This is a genomic window from Phormidesmis priestleyi BC1401 (assembly GCF_001650195.1).
Taxonomy (GTDB): domain Bacteria; phylum Cyanobacteriota; class Cyanobacteriia; order Leptolyngbyales; family Leptolyngbyaceae; genus Phormidesmis_A; species Phormidesmis_A priestleyi_B.
In genome coordinates, this window is record NZ_LXYR01000004.1 from 138941 (window position 1) to 155598 (window position 16658).

17 protein-coding genes are annotated in these 16658 nt (G+C 50.2%); 14 read left to right on the forward strand and 3 right to left on the reverse strand.

Translation table 11 applies throughout. The features are described from left to right. Positions 1-53: 53 nt before the first annotated feature. The gene (locus A8707_RS04025) at positions 54-1136 is read right to left on the reverse strand and encodes a DUF2325 domain-containing protein (protein WP_068815356.1); all 1083 of its coding nucleotides are present in this window, start codon (positions 1134-1136) and stop codon (positions 54-56) included. 181 nt (positions 1137-1317) lie between these two features. On the opposite strand from A8707_RS04025, the gene A8707_RS04030 reads away from it, so the two are divergent. The 5 genes from A8707_RS04030 (at position 1318) to ftsZ (ending at position 7081) form a co-directional block, all read left to right on the forward strand. After that, complete coding sequence (locus A8707_RS04030) at positions 1318-2496, forward strand: aldo/keto reductase (RefSeq protein WP_068815360.1); 1179 nt, start codon at positions 1318-1320, stop codon at positions 2494-2496. A 597-nt stretch (positions 2497-3093) separates the two neighbouring features. After that, the gene (locus tag A8707_RS04035) at positions 3094-3816 is read left to right on the forward strand and encodes a response regulator (protein ID WP_068815362.1); all 723 of its coding nucleotides are present in this window, start codon (positions 3094-3096) and stop codon (positions 3814-3816) included. An 11-nt stretch (positions 3817-3827) separates the two neighbouring features. Beyond that, positions 3828-4268, forward strand: coding sequence for a DUF4168 domain-containing protein (locus tag A8707_RS04040; protein ID WP_068815364.1), 441 nt, complete (start codon positions 3828-3830; stop codon positions 4266-4268). Positions 4269-4714: 446 nt separating this feature from the next. Beyond that, positions 4715-5599, forward strand: coding sequence for a cell division protein FtsQ/DivIB (locus A8707_RS04045; RefSeq protein WP_068815367.1), 885 nt, complete (start codon positions 4715-4717; stop codon positions 5597-5599). Between the two features lie 180 nt (positions 5600-5779). Next, positions 5780-7081, forward strand: coding sequence for a cell division protein FtsZ (ftsZ, locus tag A8707_RS04050; RefSeq protein ID WP_082906211.1), 1302 nt, complete (start codon positions 5780-5782; stop codon positions 7079-7081). 67 nt (positions 7082-7148) lie between these two features. Here ftsZ and A8707_RS04055 read toward each other — a convergent pair whose 3' ends face one another. Further along, positions 7149-8363 (reverse strand): molybdopterin molybdotransferase MoeA, encoded by a 1215-nt coding sequence (locus tag A8707_RS04055; protein WP_068815369.1) that lies wholly within the window; start codon positions 8361-8363, stop codon positions 7149-7151. Positions 8364-8601: 238 nt separating this feature from the next. Here A8707_RS04055 and A8707_RS04060 point away from each other — a divergent pair, with 238 nt between their 5' ends. The 5 genes from A8707_RS04060 to A8707_RS04080 all read left to right on the forward strand — a co-directional run bounded on the left by A8707_RS04060 (position 8602) and on the right by A8707_RS04080 (position 11987). Continuing rightward, positions 8602-8832, forward strand: a complete 231-nt coding sequence (locus A8707_RS04060; RefSeq protein ID WP_068815371.1) for a hypothetical protein — start codon at positions 8602-8604, stop codon at positions 8830-8832. After that, entirely contained in the window at positions 8829-9176 is a 348-nt protein-coding gene (locus tag A8707_RS04065; protein ID WP_068815373.1) for a type II toxin-antitoxin system PemK/MazF family toxin, read from the forward strand. The genes A8707_RS04060 and A8707_RS04065 overlap by 4 nt, the downstream gene beginning before the upstream one ends. A gap of 164 nt (positions 9177-9340) precedes the next feature. Continuing rightward, positions 9341-9535: a 50S ribosomal protein L33 gene (rpmG, locus tag A8707_RS04070; RefSeq protein ID WP_068815375.1), complete on the forward strand. Its 195-nt coding sequence runs from the start codon at positions 9341-9343 to the stop codon at positions 9533-9535. A 110-nt stretch (positions 9536-9645) separates the two neighbouring features. Next, entirely contained in the window at positions 9646-9861 is a 216-nt protein-coding gene (rpsR, locus tag A8707_RS04075; RefSeq protein WP_068815376.1) for a 30S ribosomal protein S18, read from the forward strand. A 104-nt stretch (positions 9862-9965) separates the two neighbouring features. Then, complete coding sequence (locus tag A8707_RS04080) at positions 9966-11987, forward strand: ribonuclease catalytic domain-containing protein (protein ID WP_068815378.1); 2022 nt, start codon at positions 9966-9968, stop codon at positions 11985-11987. Between the two features lie 7 nt (positions 11988-11994). Here A8707_RS04080 and A8707_RS04085 read toward each other — a convergent pair whose 3' ends face one another. Beyond that, positions 11995-12543 carry an FHA domain-containing protein gene (locus A8707_RS04085; protein ID WP_068815380.1) on the reverse strand — a complete coding sequence of 183 codons (549 nt, stop codon included), beginning with the start codon at positions 12541-12543 and terminating at the stop codon, positions 11995-11997. A 482-nt stretch (positions 12544-13025) separates the two neighbouring features. Here A8707_RS04085 and plsX point away from each other — a divergent pair, with 482 nt between their 5' ends. From plsX to A8707_RS04105, 4 genes are read left to right on the forward strand one after another with little or no spacing between them, the layout of a single operon-like run. Next, complete coding sequence (gene plsX / locus A8707_RS04090) at positions 13026-14042, forward strand: phosphate acyltransferase PlsX (RefSeq protein WP_068815382.1); 1017 nt, start codon at positions 13026-13028, stop codon at positions 14040-14042. 25 nt (positions 14043-14067) lie between these two features. Continuing rightward, positions 14068-15063 carry a beta-ketoacyl-ACP synthase III gene (locus A8707_RS04095; protein WP_082906212.1) on the forward strand — a complete coding sequence of 332 codons (996 nt, stop codon included), beginning with the start codon at positions 14068-14070 and terminating at the stop codon, positions 15061-15063. A gap of 1 nt (position 15064) precedes the next feature. Beyond that, positions 15065-15949 (forward strand): ACP S-malonyltransferase, encoded by an 885-nt coding sequence (fabD, locus tag A8707_RS04100; RefSeq protein ID WP_331711673.1) that lies wholly within the window; start codon positions 15065-15067, stop codon positions 15947-15949. Then, a complete protein-coding gene (locus tag A8707_RS04105; protein WP_082906213.1) occupies positions 15946-16608 on the forward strand; it encodes a lysophospholipid acyltransferase family protein in 663 nt (220 codons plus the stop codon). Before fabD ends, A8707_RS04105 begins: the two co-directional genes overlap by 4 nt. Positions 16609-16658: the final 50 nt, after the last annotated feature.

Here is a 16658-nt window from a genome sequence, read left to right on the forward strand (position 1 = left end):
CCTCAAAAAAAATCGCCCGTCAGTTTTGAACTAACGGACGACTTTTTGGAAGATTAGCCCAGTTTTCTCTGTAGCTGCAATCCTAGCAGTCCAGTTTTGATGTGTTCTAAGAGGCTATCTTTACCGGAGGCTCGATCGCACTGAGTCAAGGGCTTCCGCAAGTTTTTAGCGGCTCGCTTTGCATTGATGGTCTGCTTGTGAGGTGTGCCCCGTCCCGTAATGATCATGACGAGATCAGCCTGGGCAATGTGACTCTCGGTTTGTTTTGCCCACTGATCCCCATCCTCAGCAGTACACCAGACCAAATTGACTTTTGACTGACGTAGACATTCTTCGACCTGCACTTTCACATTGTTTTGACCGCCAAAGATCACCACTTTTCCGCTCAAGTCTGCATAGGGATCAGGCTCGTCTGATTCGTCGCAATCGTCAGAAGCCGTCGATCGAGAGCGAGTTGAGCCTCCACTAGGAACTAACGTCAAGAGCGGAGGATGTTTTTGCTGACGTAGTTTGGTTGCCTTCTCATACATCCGAGACAGCTTCCACTCTGGGGTCCCGGCGATGACGATCGGCTTTCCTTCACGATTGCAGTCGTTGATTTTGTTGAGTAAAGCGTTGACGACTTCTTCGAGCGCTTCTAGTGACTTTAGATCTTCTTTGGCGTAGTGAATCTCGATCGCGAGATCTGACGCTTCATAATAATCGTCTTGTTCAGCGATCGTGGCGAGGAGTTGACGCTTTTTCTCGCGTCGGCATCGCTGAAGCTCTTCTCGATCGCGCCGTCTCAGTTGAGTGTCAGCTTCTTCGCGCGCTTGCTGCTGTCGCCGTTCTTCAATGATTTGCCCGATCCAATCAATGGTTTCTTGAGGGTGAGCCTGACGATTTTCTAAAAGGTTTTCTGCCAGCTTTGGCAACTCATAGTTAAGCTGATAGCGATAGTGGCGAACTCTGGCTTCTAACTGCTGATAGCGATCGTCTTCAGCAGGCGTATTGACGCGTTGAAGTTCCTTTTGAAGGTCTGCTAGCTTTTTGCAAAAGTGTTCTAACTTTTGCTGAATCTCAAGACAGGCTTCTCGTTTGACGATTTCTGATTCATAGCTTTGGACAAATTGCTCAAACGGATCAATGCTTTGCATAGGATTAAAACCTTTTGTGAGTTGGGATATTGCCTGAAGGTGATCCCCGCAGATGGCTGAGATGCAACCCAAAAGATAAATATTCTCAATATCTCTGCTTAAACTAGATAAGATCAGGCGTAGAAATACGGAATCATGCTTTGTCTGCTGTCAACCGAGTCCTTGTCTTTACCTACATTTCATGAAATACAGACGTTTTGGGCGCACTGAGCTACAGATTCCAGTGTTCACCTGTGGAGGAATGCGCTATCAGTACAAGTGGCAAGATGTGTCTTATCGAGACATTCCTGCCGACAATCAGAAGAACTTGGAAGCGACGATTCACCGTTCTTCAGAATTGGGGATCAATCACATCGAGACGGCTCGCGCTTATGGCACGTCAGAGTTGCAGCTTGGCAAAGTGTTGCCTAAGTTCGATCGAGAGTCGCTGATTGTGCAAACCAAAATAGAGCCGATGGCATCAAAGCCATTTTTGAAAACCTTTGAGCAGTCTCTCCGATTCTTAAATCTCGACTATGTGGATCTGCTGTCCATTCACGGCATCAACTTAGAGAGCCACTTAGAGGAATGTCTGCGTCCGGGCGGCTGTCTAGAAGTGGCACAAAAGCTTCAAGCTCAGGGAAAAGTCCGCTCGATCGGGTTCTCAACCCACGGCGCGGCTGATTTGATTGTGAAGACGATCGTCACCAATCAGTTCGATTACGTCAATCTGCACTGGTACTACATCAATCAGGTGAACTGGGCAGCGATCGCAGCCGCTAACCAGCTTGATATGGGCGTGTTCATCATTAGCCCTTCTAATAAAGGAGGACTGCTCTACGAGCCGTCGCCTCGACTGGTAGACCTCTGCGCGCCGCTCAGTCCGATCGTGTTTAACAATCTGTTTTGTCTCAGCCATCCCCAAGTTCACACCCTCAGCGTTGGGGCTGCCCGTCCTGAAGATTTTGATGAACATATTAAAACGCTGGACGTTCTCGATCGTGCCGACGAGATTCTTCCCCCGATTTTGAAGCGATTAGAGGAAGCCGCGATCGAGCGATTAGGCTCCGATTGGGTAAACACTTGGCGAACTGGGCTGCCCTCTGTAGATGAAACGCCAGGTCGATTAAATATCCCGATCATTTTGTGGCTACGAAATCTCGCGATCGCTTACGATATGGTGGACTATGCCAAGATGCGATATAACCTGCTGGGTCAAGCGAGTCACTGGTTTCCGGGTGCGAGAGCCGACACGATCGATCTTAAATCTCTTCAAAAATGTCTAGCAAACAGTCCTCACGCCGACAAAATTCCAGACCTCTTGCACGAAGCCCACGAGATGTTAGGTGGCGCGATCGTCAAGCGCATGAGCAGTTCATAAATTCATTAGACCTCCTGCGCGAATGCTAGAACGCCCTCATCCCCCATCTCCTCCCAAATTTGGGAGAAGGGGAGCCAGTTTCAAAGTCCCTCGCCCAAACTTGGGAGAGGGATTTAGGGTGAGGGCTGATTCATGCATGAGGTCTATTGGTTTCCCACAACTTTAGTAAGAGCACACTTGCTGACTATCTTGAAGAGTTGCGCTAATCCATCGACTTTAATGAGAAAACCTAGCTTTATTTTGATTAGTATCGCTTCTAAGTAAGCGATCTATTTCAACCAAATGGGATTTCTCCTGCTTAAGCGAATTGTTTTTACGGTCTAATTCCACTTCGCTGCTGGATGATTTAAGCTTTACTTTTCAAATCTCTGTCTAAAGTTATATGCCACAAGCTAGACCTGCATATCAATCAACCACGCTTATGCTTAGACAACTATGAATTTATTTAAACGCGTCCGTCTTTTAGAAGAATTGCAGTTTAGCAACTTGAATGAGTCGATCGGCTTAACCATGAGCAGTCGTCCCATTTCTAAACTGCAAGTTGCTTCTTGACTGTCGTATCTTGTTACCGTATAAAAACTGTGGAAACTTATTCTGATGGATACTGATATTCGGATCACTCTTATTGAAGATCATGACCTAACTAGAGTTGGCATGAGAACGGCTCTTCAGCAGAGAGAAGGATTTAAAGTCGTCGGAGAAGCTGCAAACGGGACAGACGGCTTAAAACTAATGACCTCCGCAAAGCCCGACGTGGCGATCGTCGATATTGGCTTACCTGACATTGATGGCATTGAGCTAACTCGTCGTTTCCGCCAAGCTCAGGCGTTGATGGATGAATCTGCTACTAAAGTCTTGATTCTGACGCTGCAAGACAATGAAGATGTGGTGTTAGCCGCTTTTGCAGCCGGGGCAGACTCCTATTGCATGAAAGACGTAAGCCTAGACCAGCTTGTAGAAGCGCTGCGCGTTACCCAAGAAGGCAACTCTTGGATCGACCCCGCGATCGCTCGTGTCGTGCTGCGGCAGGCGCGAGACACCCAGCCCGAAGACGGCACCGTTGTTGAGTCAAAAATGGTTTCTATCGGTGCTGCGGAGCCAGAATACAACCAAATTATTGAAGCGTATCCCCTGACTGAGCGGGAGTTAGAAGTCTTACAGCTAATCGTCAACGGGTGCAGCAACGCCGCGATCGCTGAGAAACTATACATCACTGTTGGAACCGTCAAAACTCACGTCCGCAATATTTTGAACAAGCTGTGCGCTGACGATCGGACTCAAGCGGCTGTTAGAGCACTGCGCTCAGGGTTAGTTGGGTGAAAAGAGTCGAGATGCAATTTCAGGAAAATCTTAGATCGCTAATTCGCTGGGCAGCAGTCCTAATTGTTTGTGCAGCTTTTTTGGTGGCTCCGATCGTCAGCTTGGCAGCGCCCGTCGATCGTTCTGATGCCGATCTTTCGTCGATCGCTCCGTCGAGCAACAGTGCGGTTAGACCCGACACTAACAACATTCCGTCTGAAAAAGTGACTCAATTTGTCAACGTCTATCTACAAGTCGTGGCACTGATAGAGCGACGAGAAGGAGAGCTACAGGCAACCGAAACAGAGTCTGAGTCACTCCGCATTCAGCGTGACATCGAAACGGCAGCGATCGCGCTGATTGAAACCGCAGGCTTAACCCGTCAAGAATATTTACAACTTTTAAGTCTCGCCAATGTTGATCCTGAGTTTGGCGAACAAGTTGCAACGCTCATACAGGAGACGGCTAGCTGATCCCCAGTCACTGAGAGTAAATTGAAGCAATAAAGGGCTGAATTTTGCGGGCAACTAGAGACGCATAAGCAGGAATGAGTGATTAAATGGGAAGACAGATTTAGAGGGCTGTTGGTTTTGACCGGACGGATTGACTGTCATAGCACAATCAGTTCGCTGCGATCGCCGCTTCTTTAAATCTGGCTAAAACCAGACTGAATGGATCAGTCTCAATCAGATCCATTCGTCTTAGCGATAGGAGTTCACCTGCTTGAATAGACCTCTTGCAAAAGTCCCTGCCCTCACCCTAAATCCCTCTCCCAGGCTTAAGAGAGGGACTTTGAAATCTGGCTCCCCTTCTCCCAAGCTTGGGAGAAGGGGTTGGGGGATGAGGGCATCTTCGGACTTTTGAAACAAGTTTAATATCTATTCGCCGCTTTTCCAAATCTGTTCAGTGAGCACTCAGGATGACTAGCATTGCCCCCGTTTCCCAAACTGAGTTAACCCAGCGACGGCAAAAACTTCGCCGTCGGAGACAGGTTAGGTTCTTTCAAGCAAGCTGGCGCAGTCTTGCAGTGGCAGGCTTGGCAGGCGGAGCGGTTTGGGCTGCGACCTTACCCGCTTGGGTGATTCGCAAACCAGAGCAGGTTACAATCAGAGGCAATCAATTTATCTCTGCTCAAACAATTCGCACTCTGCTGCCGATCGCCTATCCTCAATCGTTGCTAAAAATTCAGCCCCAAGCTATTGTTGATGCGCTGAAATTAAAAGCTCCCATCTCTGAAGCGACTGTCGATCGTCAACTGTTTCCTCCAGGGCTAACGGTGAGAATTCAGGAGCGCAACCCGGTCGCGATCGCTCAACCTAGTTTGTCTAAAGTCTCAGTGTTTGCCACAAAAAGCAGCCCATCGTCTGCAAACGCCTCGCAGACAAACCTAACTCAACCAGGGTTGCTCGACGAAAATGGCATCTGGACTCCTCTGGAAACCTACACGTCGCTCAACCAAAGCTTCAAACTGCCAACTCTTAAAATCACGGGGAGACTATCGTACTATCGTTCTTATTGGGCAACTCTTTATCAGATGCTCAGTCGCAGCCCGGTGAAAGTTTCTGAGATTAACTGGGATGACCCTAATAATTTAATTCTTAAAACTGAGCTAGGTTTCGTTCACTTCGGGGCGTATGGTTCGAGCTTTGCCAATCAACTCAAAGCGCTTGATCAAATGCGGAAGCTCCCTAGTCACGTTAATCCGAGCCAGCTTTCCTATATTGATTTGAGAAACCCAGACTCCCCATTCATTCAAATGAATCTGAATCCTTCAAAAACTCCTGTAAAATTAGGTACTCCTTAGATCAAATCGATAGAAAGACTGGCAAATTAGTTGCTAGAAAACTTAACCTGATATCGTTAATCTAAATACCTTTTTGCCGCGATCGGTGTGGCAGCATCGGTCATTCTCACGTTTTATTGCCGATCATCTAGATTTGTCTAGCCCTGATCTCTTGTTCATAACTATCGCTGAAATTTTCCAATGACGCTTAACAATGAGTCAGACACCCCAACAATCCTCGACAGCCGATTAGAGCGCGGCTACAAAGGTTCCCACGCTGAAGAACCCTCTAGCTTCTCATCCATGGCAGAAAATTCTAACCCGTTTGGCGGCAACTCCAGTCTATATTTAAGTCAAAACTCCAGCCTCAAAGGTCTGCCTGGAGAAGAGTCAAGGAGTGGTGATATCGTGCCAGGTAGCGTAGCAAAGATTAAAGTCATTGGCGTTGGCGGAGGCGGTGGCAACGCAGTTAACCGCATGATTGACAGCGATGTGTCTGGCGTTGAGTTTTGGACGGTCAACACCGATGCTCAAGCGTTGGCTCAAGCTCAGGCTCCAAAGCGTCTGCAAGTTGGTCAAAAATTGACGCGCGGGTTAGGGGCAGGCGGAAATCCGGCGATCGGGCAAAAAGCCGCCGAAGAATCTCGCGATGAAATTGCAGCGGCGCTAGAACATTCAGATCTGGTTTTTATCACGGCAGGGATGGGCGGCGGCACGGGCACGGGTGCGGCTCCGATCGTGGCAGAAATCGCTAAAGAATTAGGCGCTCTCACCGTTGGAGTCGTGACTCGCCCCTTCACGTTTGAAGGACGGCGACGCACCACTCAGGCAGAAGAAGGCATTGCAGCGCTTCAGAGCCGAGTCGATACATTAATCATCATTCCAAATGACAAACTGCTGACCGTGATTTCTGAGCAAACGCCTGTCCAGGAAGCATTTCAGACAGCAGATGACATATTGCGTCAAGGAGTCCAAGGTATCTCAGATATCATCACGATTCCGGGTTTGGTAAACGTAGACTTTGCCGACGTAAGAGCGATCATGGCGGATGCTGGATCGGCGCTGATGGGCATCGGCATTGGGTCTGGCAAATCTAGGGCGAGAGAAGCGGCGATCGCTGCCATCTCTTCCCCACTGCTAGAAGCGTCGATCGACGGTGCGAGAGGGGTTGTGTTCAACATCACGGGCGGTACTGATTTGACGCTCCATGAAGTCAACGCTGCCGCCGAGATTATTTATGAGGTGGTCGATCCCAATGCCAACATTATTTTTGGGGCGGTGATTGACGAACGGCTTCAGGGCGAAGTCAGAATCACGGTGATTGCGACGGGCTTTTCTCCAGAAGCTCAACAGCAGCAGGTTGCAGTGAAACCGACCGCCTTGCCGAAACGATCGGTCACTCCCGCGACTCCGACGACTCCAACCTCAACTCCCGACCCTAAAGGCAGACCTCCAGGGTTAGATATTCCTGAATTTTTGCAAAGACGCAGACCACCCAAATAAAAAATGAGGATTTCACCGCTTGTTTGGTCGATAGGGATGTTACGGGCAACTGTCCCTACCGAAGTCTTTAGGTTTGAAGAACTTGAAGAGCGTCTCCGGCTGTGATTTGAGTCTGCCCGATCGAAATCATTCCCAAACAATTGGTTCCAGCCAGGTTAATCAAATTGCCAGAACTGTAGCTGCCTGTGGTCAGAGAAAATTCATACAGTCCATTCACTAAATGGAGCTGCCCCCAGAGATACGATTCTCGTTTACCGTCCGATCTCAAGTCTTGCCGGGTTTTTGCCTGCACAAAGGTTGATTCCCATCCGTGGGGCCAACCTGACAGCTTTCTCAACGCAGGCTGCACAAATCGCCAAAACGTCACCAACGCCGAAACGGGATTGCCAGGAAGTCCGAAATAAATGACGTTTGGAAAGGTGGCAACGGTGAGCGGTTTGCCTGGTCTGACCGCAACGGCTCGGATGTGAATCTGTGCGCCCAGTTCTGCCAGAATGCGATCGACATAATCATAATCCCCGACCGAAACGCCCCCAGACGAGAGAACCACATCCGAGATCGAGACAGCATGAGCGATCGCGGCTTTCAAGGCTTCGGGCTGATCTGCCACGATGCCGAGCGGAATCGCTTCTCCGCCCATCTGCTCAACTAAAGCAGCAAGAGCATACTGATTAGAATCGACAATCTGCCCCGGCTGCAATGGGCGATCGGGCGTGACTAACTCGCTGCCTGTCGATAAAATCGCCACACGCGGGCGGCGATAGACGCAAACTTGATTGCACTGTGCGGCAGCTAACACCGCGATTTCAGGCGCTTTTAGCGCGAGTCCTGCGGGCAACAAAAGTGAACCTGCTTGATAAAAAGCGCCGCGATGTCTTACAAATGCTTGAGGTTCGGCGGGAGACTTCAGGATCAAAACCTGTCCACCTTCCCGTTTTGTCTCTTCTTGAATGACGATCGTATCTGCCCCTTGTGGCATCACAGACCCGGTAAGAATTCGGGCAGCTTGACCGGATAGAACAGATTTCTGGGGCTGATATCCAGCAGGAATTTCTTCTACGATTTCCAACACAGCCGGAGTCTCAGCACTCGCGGATTTGACATCCTCAAACCGCACGGCATAGCCATCCATCGCCGAATTGTCCCAGTGAGGGAAGTCTAAATGACTCGTGACGGCGGTTGCCAGGATACGATCGCGGGTCGATCGTAACTCCACGTCTTCTGCACCTAGCGGCTCGACTAAGTTGAGAATCAGTTCTTCTGCTTGTTTTGCAGGCATCATCGCTTTATTTACCGCCGCTCTCGACTACTCAGTCAGCGTAATCGATCTCCGCCTTAAGACTCCAGCAATTCTAATGACAGAAGATTGAACGAAATCACCCGACGCTAAACAAAAAGTCTGGGGAACCTAACCTGATCAGCAACAGAGAAGACGATTCAGCCATCAAGAATTGCGGCGACCTCACTTTTCCTACGACCCCGATACAATGAAATAAGGCGACTTTTCCTCAACATTGACTATGCGCGCTATTGAAACCACAGGCACCCTCGACATCCAAGGTCACCTCCACCTCGACCAACCCCAACCTCAGCCTCAACCTAGTCGAGTCCGCATCATCATGCTCCTGCTAGAAGCAGAAGAGCTACATGATTTGGCAACAATGGCTCACGACCCAGACATTCAATCTGAGATTGCAACCATCCAACAAGAATTTGCAGTCACTGAAATGGATGGTTTGATGACTCTATGAGCATCCAGCGATCGCAAATTTACTTTGTCAATCTCAATCCTACTCAAGGTCGAGAACAAGCAGGTGAACGACCTGTTTTAATTCTCTCCATTGATGCTATTAATGAGCAACCCTTAGTAGTTACGGTCATTGTGGGAACGAAAGGCGACAACGTCCGCCGCGACTATCTCACCAATGTCCGCGTACCTGTAGCGGAAAGTAGACTGCCGATGGAAACCGTTTTCCTGGGATTCCAGATACGTTCTCTAGATGCCAAACGCTTTCCATCAACCCCAGCAGGACAGCTCTCTCAGGCAAAAATGGTAGAAGTGGAAATAGCAGTCCGTCATTGTTTGGGGCTTTGACCCACTTCCCTGCCTAGCTGTGAATTTGATAAACCCGAAGGCAGCTTTCTGTCGTAGTTCGCCACCGTCTCAACGATTTGATAGCCAGCTTTTTACACAAGTTCGCCTTCCTGTGAAATAATAGATGCTTGTGTCCAAATCCAGGTCTTCAGAGTTAATCGATCATGGCTAAGAATAAAGGAGTCAGAATCGTGATCACGCTGGAATGCACCGAGTGTCGCACCAACCCTGACAAGCGATCGCCCGGTGTCTCCCGCTACACCACGACTAAAAACCGCCGCAACACCACGGCACGGCTAGAACTGTCTAAGTTTTGCCCTCACTGCAACAAACACACCGACCACAAAGAAATCAAATAGTGGTTCGCTGTTCACTCTCTATCATTAGCTGTCAGCAATGAGTTGGTAAGCTCTTGCCCGTAGTCTTTCAGCCCGACTACTGACCACTGACCCATCACCAAGGAATCACCATGAGCTATTATCGTCGCCGCGTTTCTCCTCTCAAGCCTGAAGAGCCGATCGACTACAAAGATGTCGATCTGTTGCGGAAATTTATCACCGAGCGAGGCAAGATCCTTCCTCGTCGAATCACCGGACTCACAGCTAAACAGCAGCGTCATATCACCGTTGCAATTAAGCGCGCCCGCATCATGGCGCTCTTGCCCTTTATCAGTCAGGAAGGCTAGTAGTCCGCCAACGTTAAAACTAGAGGAGTGAAAGATGAAAAGCAATCTTGATTTGATTCATCCTTCATTCCTCATCTCTAAATATCCCCATCAGGCTGACTTTAATGGAGAAGGGAACCCTAGTTGAATTTCGCTTAAACAGCGATCGTCGCCTCGCCGTTGCCGACCGTCCAGAAGGCAAGAAACACTGGATCGTAACTGACGATCGGGGGCAGTCTCACACCCTTCACCCTCGACAAGTCACCTACGAAATTCCTAACGAAACCTATAAGCCGGGTGATATTTCAAATTTTCTACGAGAGATTCAGCCTTATCTTGATCCGTCAAGTCTAGAGGTTGCGTGGGAAATTTTGAGCGAAACAGGCGAAAGCACGAATCCGGCAGAGATGGCGATGCTGCTGTTTTCAGAGAAGACATCTCCTTTATGTTATGCCGCCTACTGTCTGCTTTCAGACGATAAGCTTTACTTTAAGCAGAAGAGCGATCGCTACGAACCTCGACCCGCAAATCAGGTTGCCGAACTCAGGCACCAGATAGGGATGGAGGCGCAACGGCAGCGAGAGTGGGAGAGCTATCTAGAGCGCATTCAACAAACTCTCAGCGGCGAAGCGGTTGAATGGCAGTCTAGCGATCGCGCTCGCCTCGATGCCATTGAGCGATTTGCTACTCTGGGAGATGAGGCAACTCACCGCACTCCCGCATTAGAAACTCTGGCAGCCCTAAAACGGTCAGAAACCCCTGAATCTGCCTTCCAGCTTCTGATTGATTTGGGTCTGTGGAGTCCTCACGAAAATCTGTCTCTGCGGCGCAGCCAGATCCCTACTCACTTTTCTACAAAGGTTCTGGAAGTGTTGCACCACCGCTTAGAGTTTCCGCCCGTTGACTCAAACGCCGATCGTTTAGATCTGACCCATCTCAAGGTGTATACGATCGACGATGAAAGCACCCGTGAAATTGATGACGGGTTAAGTCTAGAGATTTTACCTGACGGGCAGCAGCGTCTGTGGATTCACATCGCCGACCCGACTCGCTGGCTCACGCCCGGAGATGACCTCGATTTAGAAGCGCGTCGTCGCGTCACCACTTTATATTTGCCGACGGGAATGATCTCCATGTTTCCGTCTGAGCTGGCGACCGGTCCGATGAGCTTAAATCAGGGTGAGGTCTGCTGTGCTCTCAGCTTTGCAGTGATTCTGGACGAGTCGGGCGGAGTCCAAGATTTCAGCATCCATACCAGCCTGATCAAAGCAACTTATCGCCTCACCTACGACGATGTAGACGAAATGCTGCAATGGGGTGTGCAGGCAGAATCGGAGTTAGAGACGATCGCGCGTTGGGCAAAACGCCGAGAACAGTGGCGGCAGTCTCAAGGGGCGATTAGCATTCATATGCCCGAATCGTCGGTCAAAGTCAATGGCGATGGCGATGTCAACGTTTACGTCCTTGAAGACTCTACCTCTCGGCAACTCGTCGCTGAAATGATGATCTTGGCAGGAGAGGTCGCTGCTCGCTATGGTCAAAAGCACGGCTTGCCTGTGCCGTTCCGCGCCCAGCCCCAGCCCGAACTGCCCCCCGAAGGTGAGCTTCTGCAGCTTCCGGCGGGTCCGGTGCGCTCTTGTGCGATTCGCCGCTGTATGCCTCGCAGCGAACTGAGCATCACTCCTGCTCGCCATGCCAGTTTAGGATTAGACACTTACACTCAAGTCACGTCTCCCATCCGTCGATATAGCGACTTGCTGACCCATTTTCAGATTAAAGCTCATCTTCGCGGGGCAGATCTGCCGTTCTCCCCGGATGAAGTCAAAGATTTGATGCTGACGATCGCCAGTACGGTTCAAGAAGCAACCCTGGTCGAGCGTCAGACCAATCGCTATTGGAGCCTAGAGTTTCTGCGTCGCAACTCCTCTGAGGTCTGGCAGGCGTTGATGCTGCGCTGGCTGCGAGAACACGAGAATTTAGGACTTGTGCTGCTTGAAGACTTGGGGTTAGAGATCGCTATGAGGTTTAATCGGCAGATCGAACCGGGCGATCGGCTCAATCTAAAAGTCAGCCACGTTGACCCGAAACAAGATGTCATTCAGTTTCACGAAGTCGCTTATCAAGAAGCTCCGCAAGCCGTTGGCTAATCGTGCGTTAGTGAGAGACAAAAAACTCTACGTGGATGTGGCTGAAAGAAATTAAGTCACCGTCTGTTAGCGATCGCCGCTCTAAAATCGGAAGTCGCTGTCGATTCACAAATGTTCCATTGCTGCTGCCCAAGTCTGTAATGTAAAAACCCTGGATTGGGATATAGCCAATCACTGCATGACAGCGAGAAATCGAAGGGTTGAGAATCGCGATCGCGCAGTTGCTGCTGCGTCCGATCGACCAGATCGGAGCAACTTCTGTCACCTTTGCGTCTTCAAAGTTTGACACATTGGTCGTCAAAAATGCCGCTTTAAGAACTGATGGCTGCGAGGAGTGTCTCGTGACCGTCGCTTGAATATAGTAGGCGACCGGGCTGACGACCTTTGGCGGCTCTAGATTGGCTCCGACCAGCGTTGAAGCTTTGTCAAACGCAGGAGTGCCTTTCGTTTCAAGCGGTTTTGAGGGAAGCTGACTGAGAGATCGGACGGCGACTGAAGGCTGAGAAAAGCTGGAAATATCTTGAGCAGGCTGACTCGATGATGGCAAATCTAACATAGAGAGTGTTGAATAATAACCACAATTCAGCGACAAACCAGGTTGGGTCGCTAGGGTGTCAACGATTAAGTCCTAGAATTTATCAGTAAATGCAGGGAGGCTAATGGAGCAGTCGTCAACCGGGACGAGCCACTCATCCTACTCGCACAAGCAATATCTTTATTACTTTGCTCAGAATATTACAATCAGACCATTCGATCACTACAGAGAATCACCTCTTTGTACAAGCTTCACGGGATCAGTCGTTAAAGCCATCTTTCTTAAAGCCTTCTAAAACTTTCAGGATGTCGTCTGATTGTACCGAATGCGAACGATCTACGAGTGAGCTAAAAGGAATGGATTCTCAACTGAGATGTTCGATCGATGTTTGATGCCCCATCTGCGAGACAATAAGATAGCTATCTTGAAGTAGGCGTTCTGATAACTTCTCATTGTGGGAATGCCATCTGATAGAATTTTGAAGGTTTTTATAACATTAGCCAATGGGATCGACGCGTGTACGAATTGCAATTGATGCGATGGGAGGGGATAATGCCCCTGCTGAAATTGTGGCGGGAGCGCTCAGAGCACAAGAAGAACTGGGTGTAGACGTGCTGCTAGTAGGCGATCCTCAGCAAATCGAAGCCTCCTTAAAGCAGCACACCCAATCCTCATCGCTAGAAATTGTGCCTTCTGAAGGCACGATCGAGATGTCTGAGGAACCCCTCACCGCTCTGCGCCGCAAGCCCAAAGCCTCAATCAACGTGGCAATGGATTTGGTGAAGAAAAAGCGGGCAGATGCCGTAGTTTCGGCAGGTCACTCTGGGGCAGCGATGGCGGCGGCTCTGCTGCGGCTGGGAAGACTTCCAGGTATTGACCGCCCTGCGATCGGGGCGGTTTTACCCACGATGATCGCAGGTAAACCTGTCTTGATTCTCGACGTTGGCGCAAATGTAGACTGTCGCCCTAAGTTTCTAGAGCAGTTCGCTTTGATGGGCAGCATCTATTCTCAATATGTACTAGGAGTTGCAGAACCCAAAGTTGGCTTGTTGAACATTGGCGAAGAACCCAACAAGGGCAATGAGTTAGCGATCCAAACCCATCAACTTTTAGAAGAAAACCCCAACATTCCCTTTATTGGCAACGCTGAGGGACGGGATGTGTTATCGGGTCACTTTGATGTCATCGTGTGCGATGGCTTTGCAGGCAATGTGCTGCTAAAGTTTGCCGAAGCAGTCGGAGAAGTCGCCCTGCAAATTTTACGGGAAGAACTACCCCGTGGCTTGCACGGCAAGTTGGGCGTTTCGATTTTGCGCCCCAACCTGAAGCGCATTAAACAACGGATGGATCACGCTGAACATGGGGGCGGTCTGCTGTTGGGCGTTGCCGGAATCTGCATCATCAGCCACGGAAGTTCTCAAGCGCCGACCATCTTCAACGCGGCACGGTTAGCAAAAGACGCGATCGACCATGAAGTTCTCGATCGGATTGCCGTAACGAGCCAATTGGCAGAGAGCTAGATCCCCTAATGATGGAGAAGGAATTTTGGAACAGTCAGGGGTAGGAATTGCACTCACGGGGAGCGGCTCATCGACTCCGACCGTCGCCCTCCACAATGTTGAGTTGAGCCGAGTCGTCGAAACGTCGGATGAATGGATCGCTTCCCGCACGGGCATTCGTGAGCGGCGATTAGCAGAGCCGGGATGCTCACTCACAAAATTGGGCGTTGAGGCGGCAAAGGGGGCGATCGAGATGGCAGGCATCGCTCCGATGGATCTCGATTTAATCATTTTGGCAACGTCAACGGCAGATGATCTATTTGGCAGCGCCAGTCAAATTCAGGCGCAGCTAGGGGCGTTTAAAGCGGTTGCCTTTGATTTGACCGCCGCCTGTTCTGGCTTTGTGTTTGGTATGGTGACGGCAGCACAGTTTATTCGCACGGGCGTTTATAAAAATGTGCTGCTGATTGGAGCCGACGTGCTGTCTCGCTGGGTCGATTGGTCAGACCGCCGCACCTGTGTGCTGTTTGGCGACGGAGCCGGAGCCGTGGTCATGCAGGCAAATGAGCACGATCGGCTGCTAGGGTTTGAGCTTCGCAGCGATGGCACTCAAAACAACTGTCTCAATTTGTCTTATCAGTCGGAGCCAAAAGAGCTGCTGACGGGCGTGACGATTAACCAGGGCACGTTTCACCCGATCACGATGAACGGTCAAGAAGTCTACCGCTTTGCCGTCAAGAAGGTGCCTGAAGTGATTGAGAAAGCCTTATTTCGGGCGCATTTGAGCGTTGAGGATGTGGACTGGCTCTTGCTCCATCAGGCAAACCAGCGCATTCTCGATTCGGTTGCCGATCGGCTCAAAATTCCTCCTGAAAAAGTGATCAGCAATCTGGCAAAATACGGCAATACGTCCGCTGCGTCGATTCCTTTAGCGTTGGATGAAGCCGTTCGACAAGGCAAGATTCAAGAGGGCGACACGATCGTCACTTCTGGCTTTGGAGCAGGCTTAACGTGGGGCGCAGCCGTCTTTCAATGGGGATAGCATGATGACTAAGACAGCGTGGGTGTTTCCGGGGCAGGGTTCTCAAGCGATCGGAATGGGCATAGACCTGCTTGAATTGCCTGAAGCGATGGCAAAGTTTGAGCAAGCTGAATCTATTCTTGGCTGGTCAGTGGCTGAGATTTGTCAGAGTCAGGACGATAAAGTTTCTCACACGCTTTATACGCAGCCTTGTTTATATGTTGTAGAGAGCATTTTGGCGGATCTGCTCAAGGCAACTGGGCAGCACCCCGATTATGTCGCAGGTCACAGTCTGGGAGAATATAGCGCCCTTTATACATCCGGGGTCTTCAGCTTTGAAGATGGGTTGCGCCTGATTAAACGGCGTGCAGAGCTAATGGACAGCGCTTCGGATGGCATGATGGCAGCGTTGTTGGGCTTCGATCGTGCCCAGCTTGAAATGGCGATCGAGCAAACTCCCGATGTTGTGTTAGCCAACGATAATAATGCAGGTCAAGTGGTGATTTCTGGCACTCCAAAGGCAGTTGAAGCCATTCTCAGCCAGGTCAAATCTAAACGAGCCGTTCGTTTGAATGTTAGTGGAGCGTTCCACTCGCCTCTGATGGCAGATGCCGCTGCTCAATTCAAAACCATTTTAGATGCTGTCCCGTTTGAGTCTGCTCAGATTCCTGTCCTCTCGAATGTTGATCCGACTCCCAGCACCGATCCAGCAGTCCTTAAAGATCGTCTTAATCGCCAAATGACGGGCACGGTGCGCTGGCGCGAGATTTCTCTGCAATTGCCTCAAGAGGGAGTCGATCGAGTGGTCGAAGTCGGTCCTGGCAAAGTCTTGACTGGAATTATTAAACGCACCTGCCCCGATTTAGTGCTCAAAACAATCGGTAGCCTCGCCGAGCTTTCTTCATGAGCCGCGCTTCTCTATTAGAGACAATGCCCGATCGAGAGCCTTTGATTAGCCTCCTGCTCTATCGTTTGTTTAAATGGTCGATCGTCAGCCCTGTGCTTCACACCTACTTTAGAGGACGCATTTATGGAGCAGAGAATGTGCCCCAAAAGGGACGCTTGCTAGTCGTCAGCAACCATGCTAGTGATTTTGATCCGCTCCTGTTGTCTTGCTGTGTGGGTCGTCCGGTCGCTTATATGGCAAAAGAAGAACTATTTCAGGTTCCCGTGCTCAGACAGGCAATTCAGGCGTATGGAGCTTACCCTGTGAAGCGAGGCTCTGCCGATCGCAGTGCGATGAAAGCAGCAATCGCTTCGATTCAGTCTGGGTGGGCAACGGGCATATTTCTCGATGGCACTCGCACCCCTGACGGACGCATTGCCGATCCTAAAGTCGGCGCAGCCTGGATTGCGGCAAAGACTCAATCGCCTCTCCTTCCTGTTAGCCTCTGGGGAACCCATGCCATCTTCCGCAAAGGTTCTGCCATGCCTCGCCCGACTTCTGTGACCGTACGAATTGGCGAACTGATTCTGCCGCCCACTTCTAGCGATCGCTCAGAACTTGAAGCCATCACTCAACGCTGTGCCCTAGAAATCAATACTCTGCACGACTTGGGGCGATAATTGAATGTTGAAGTCTGAATTGCTAGGGTAAACTTCTATCTCTCATCCCG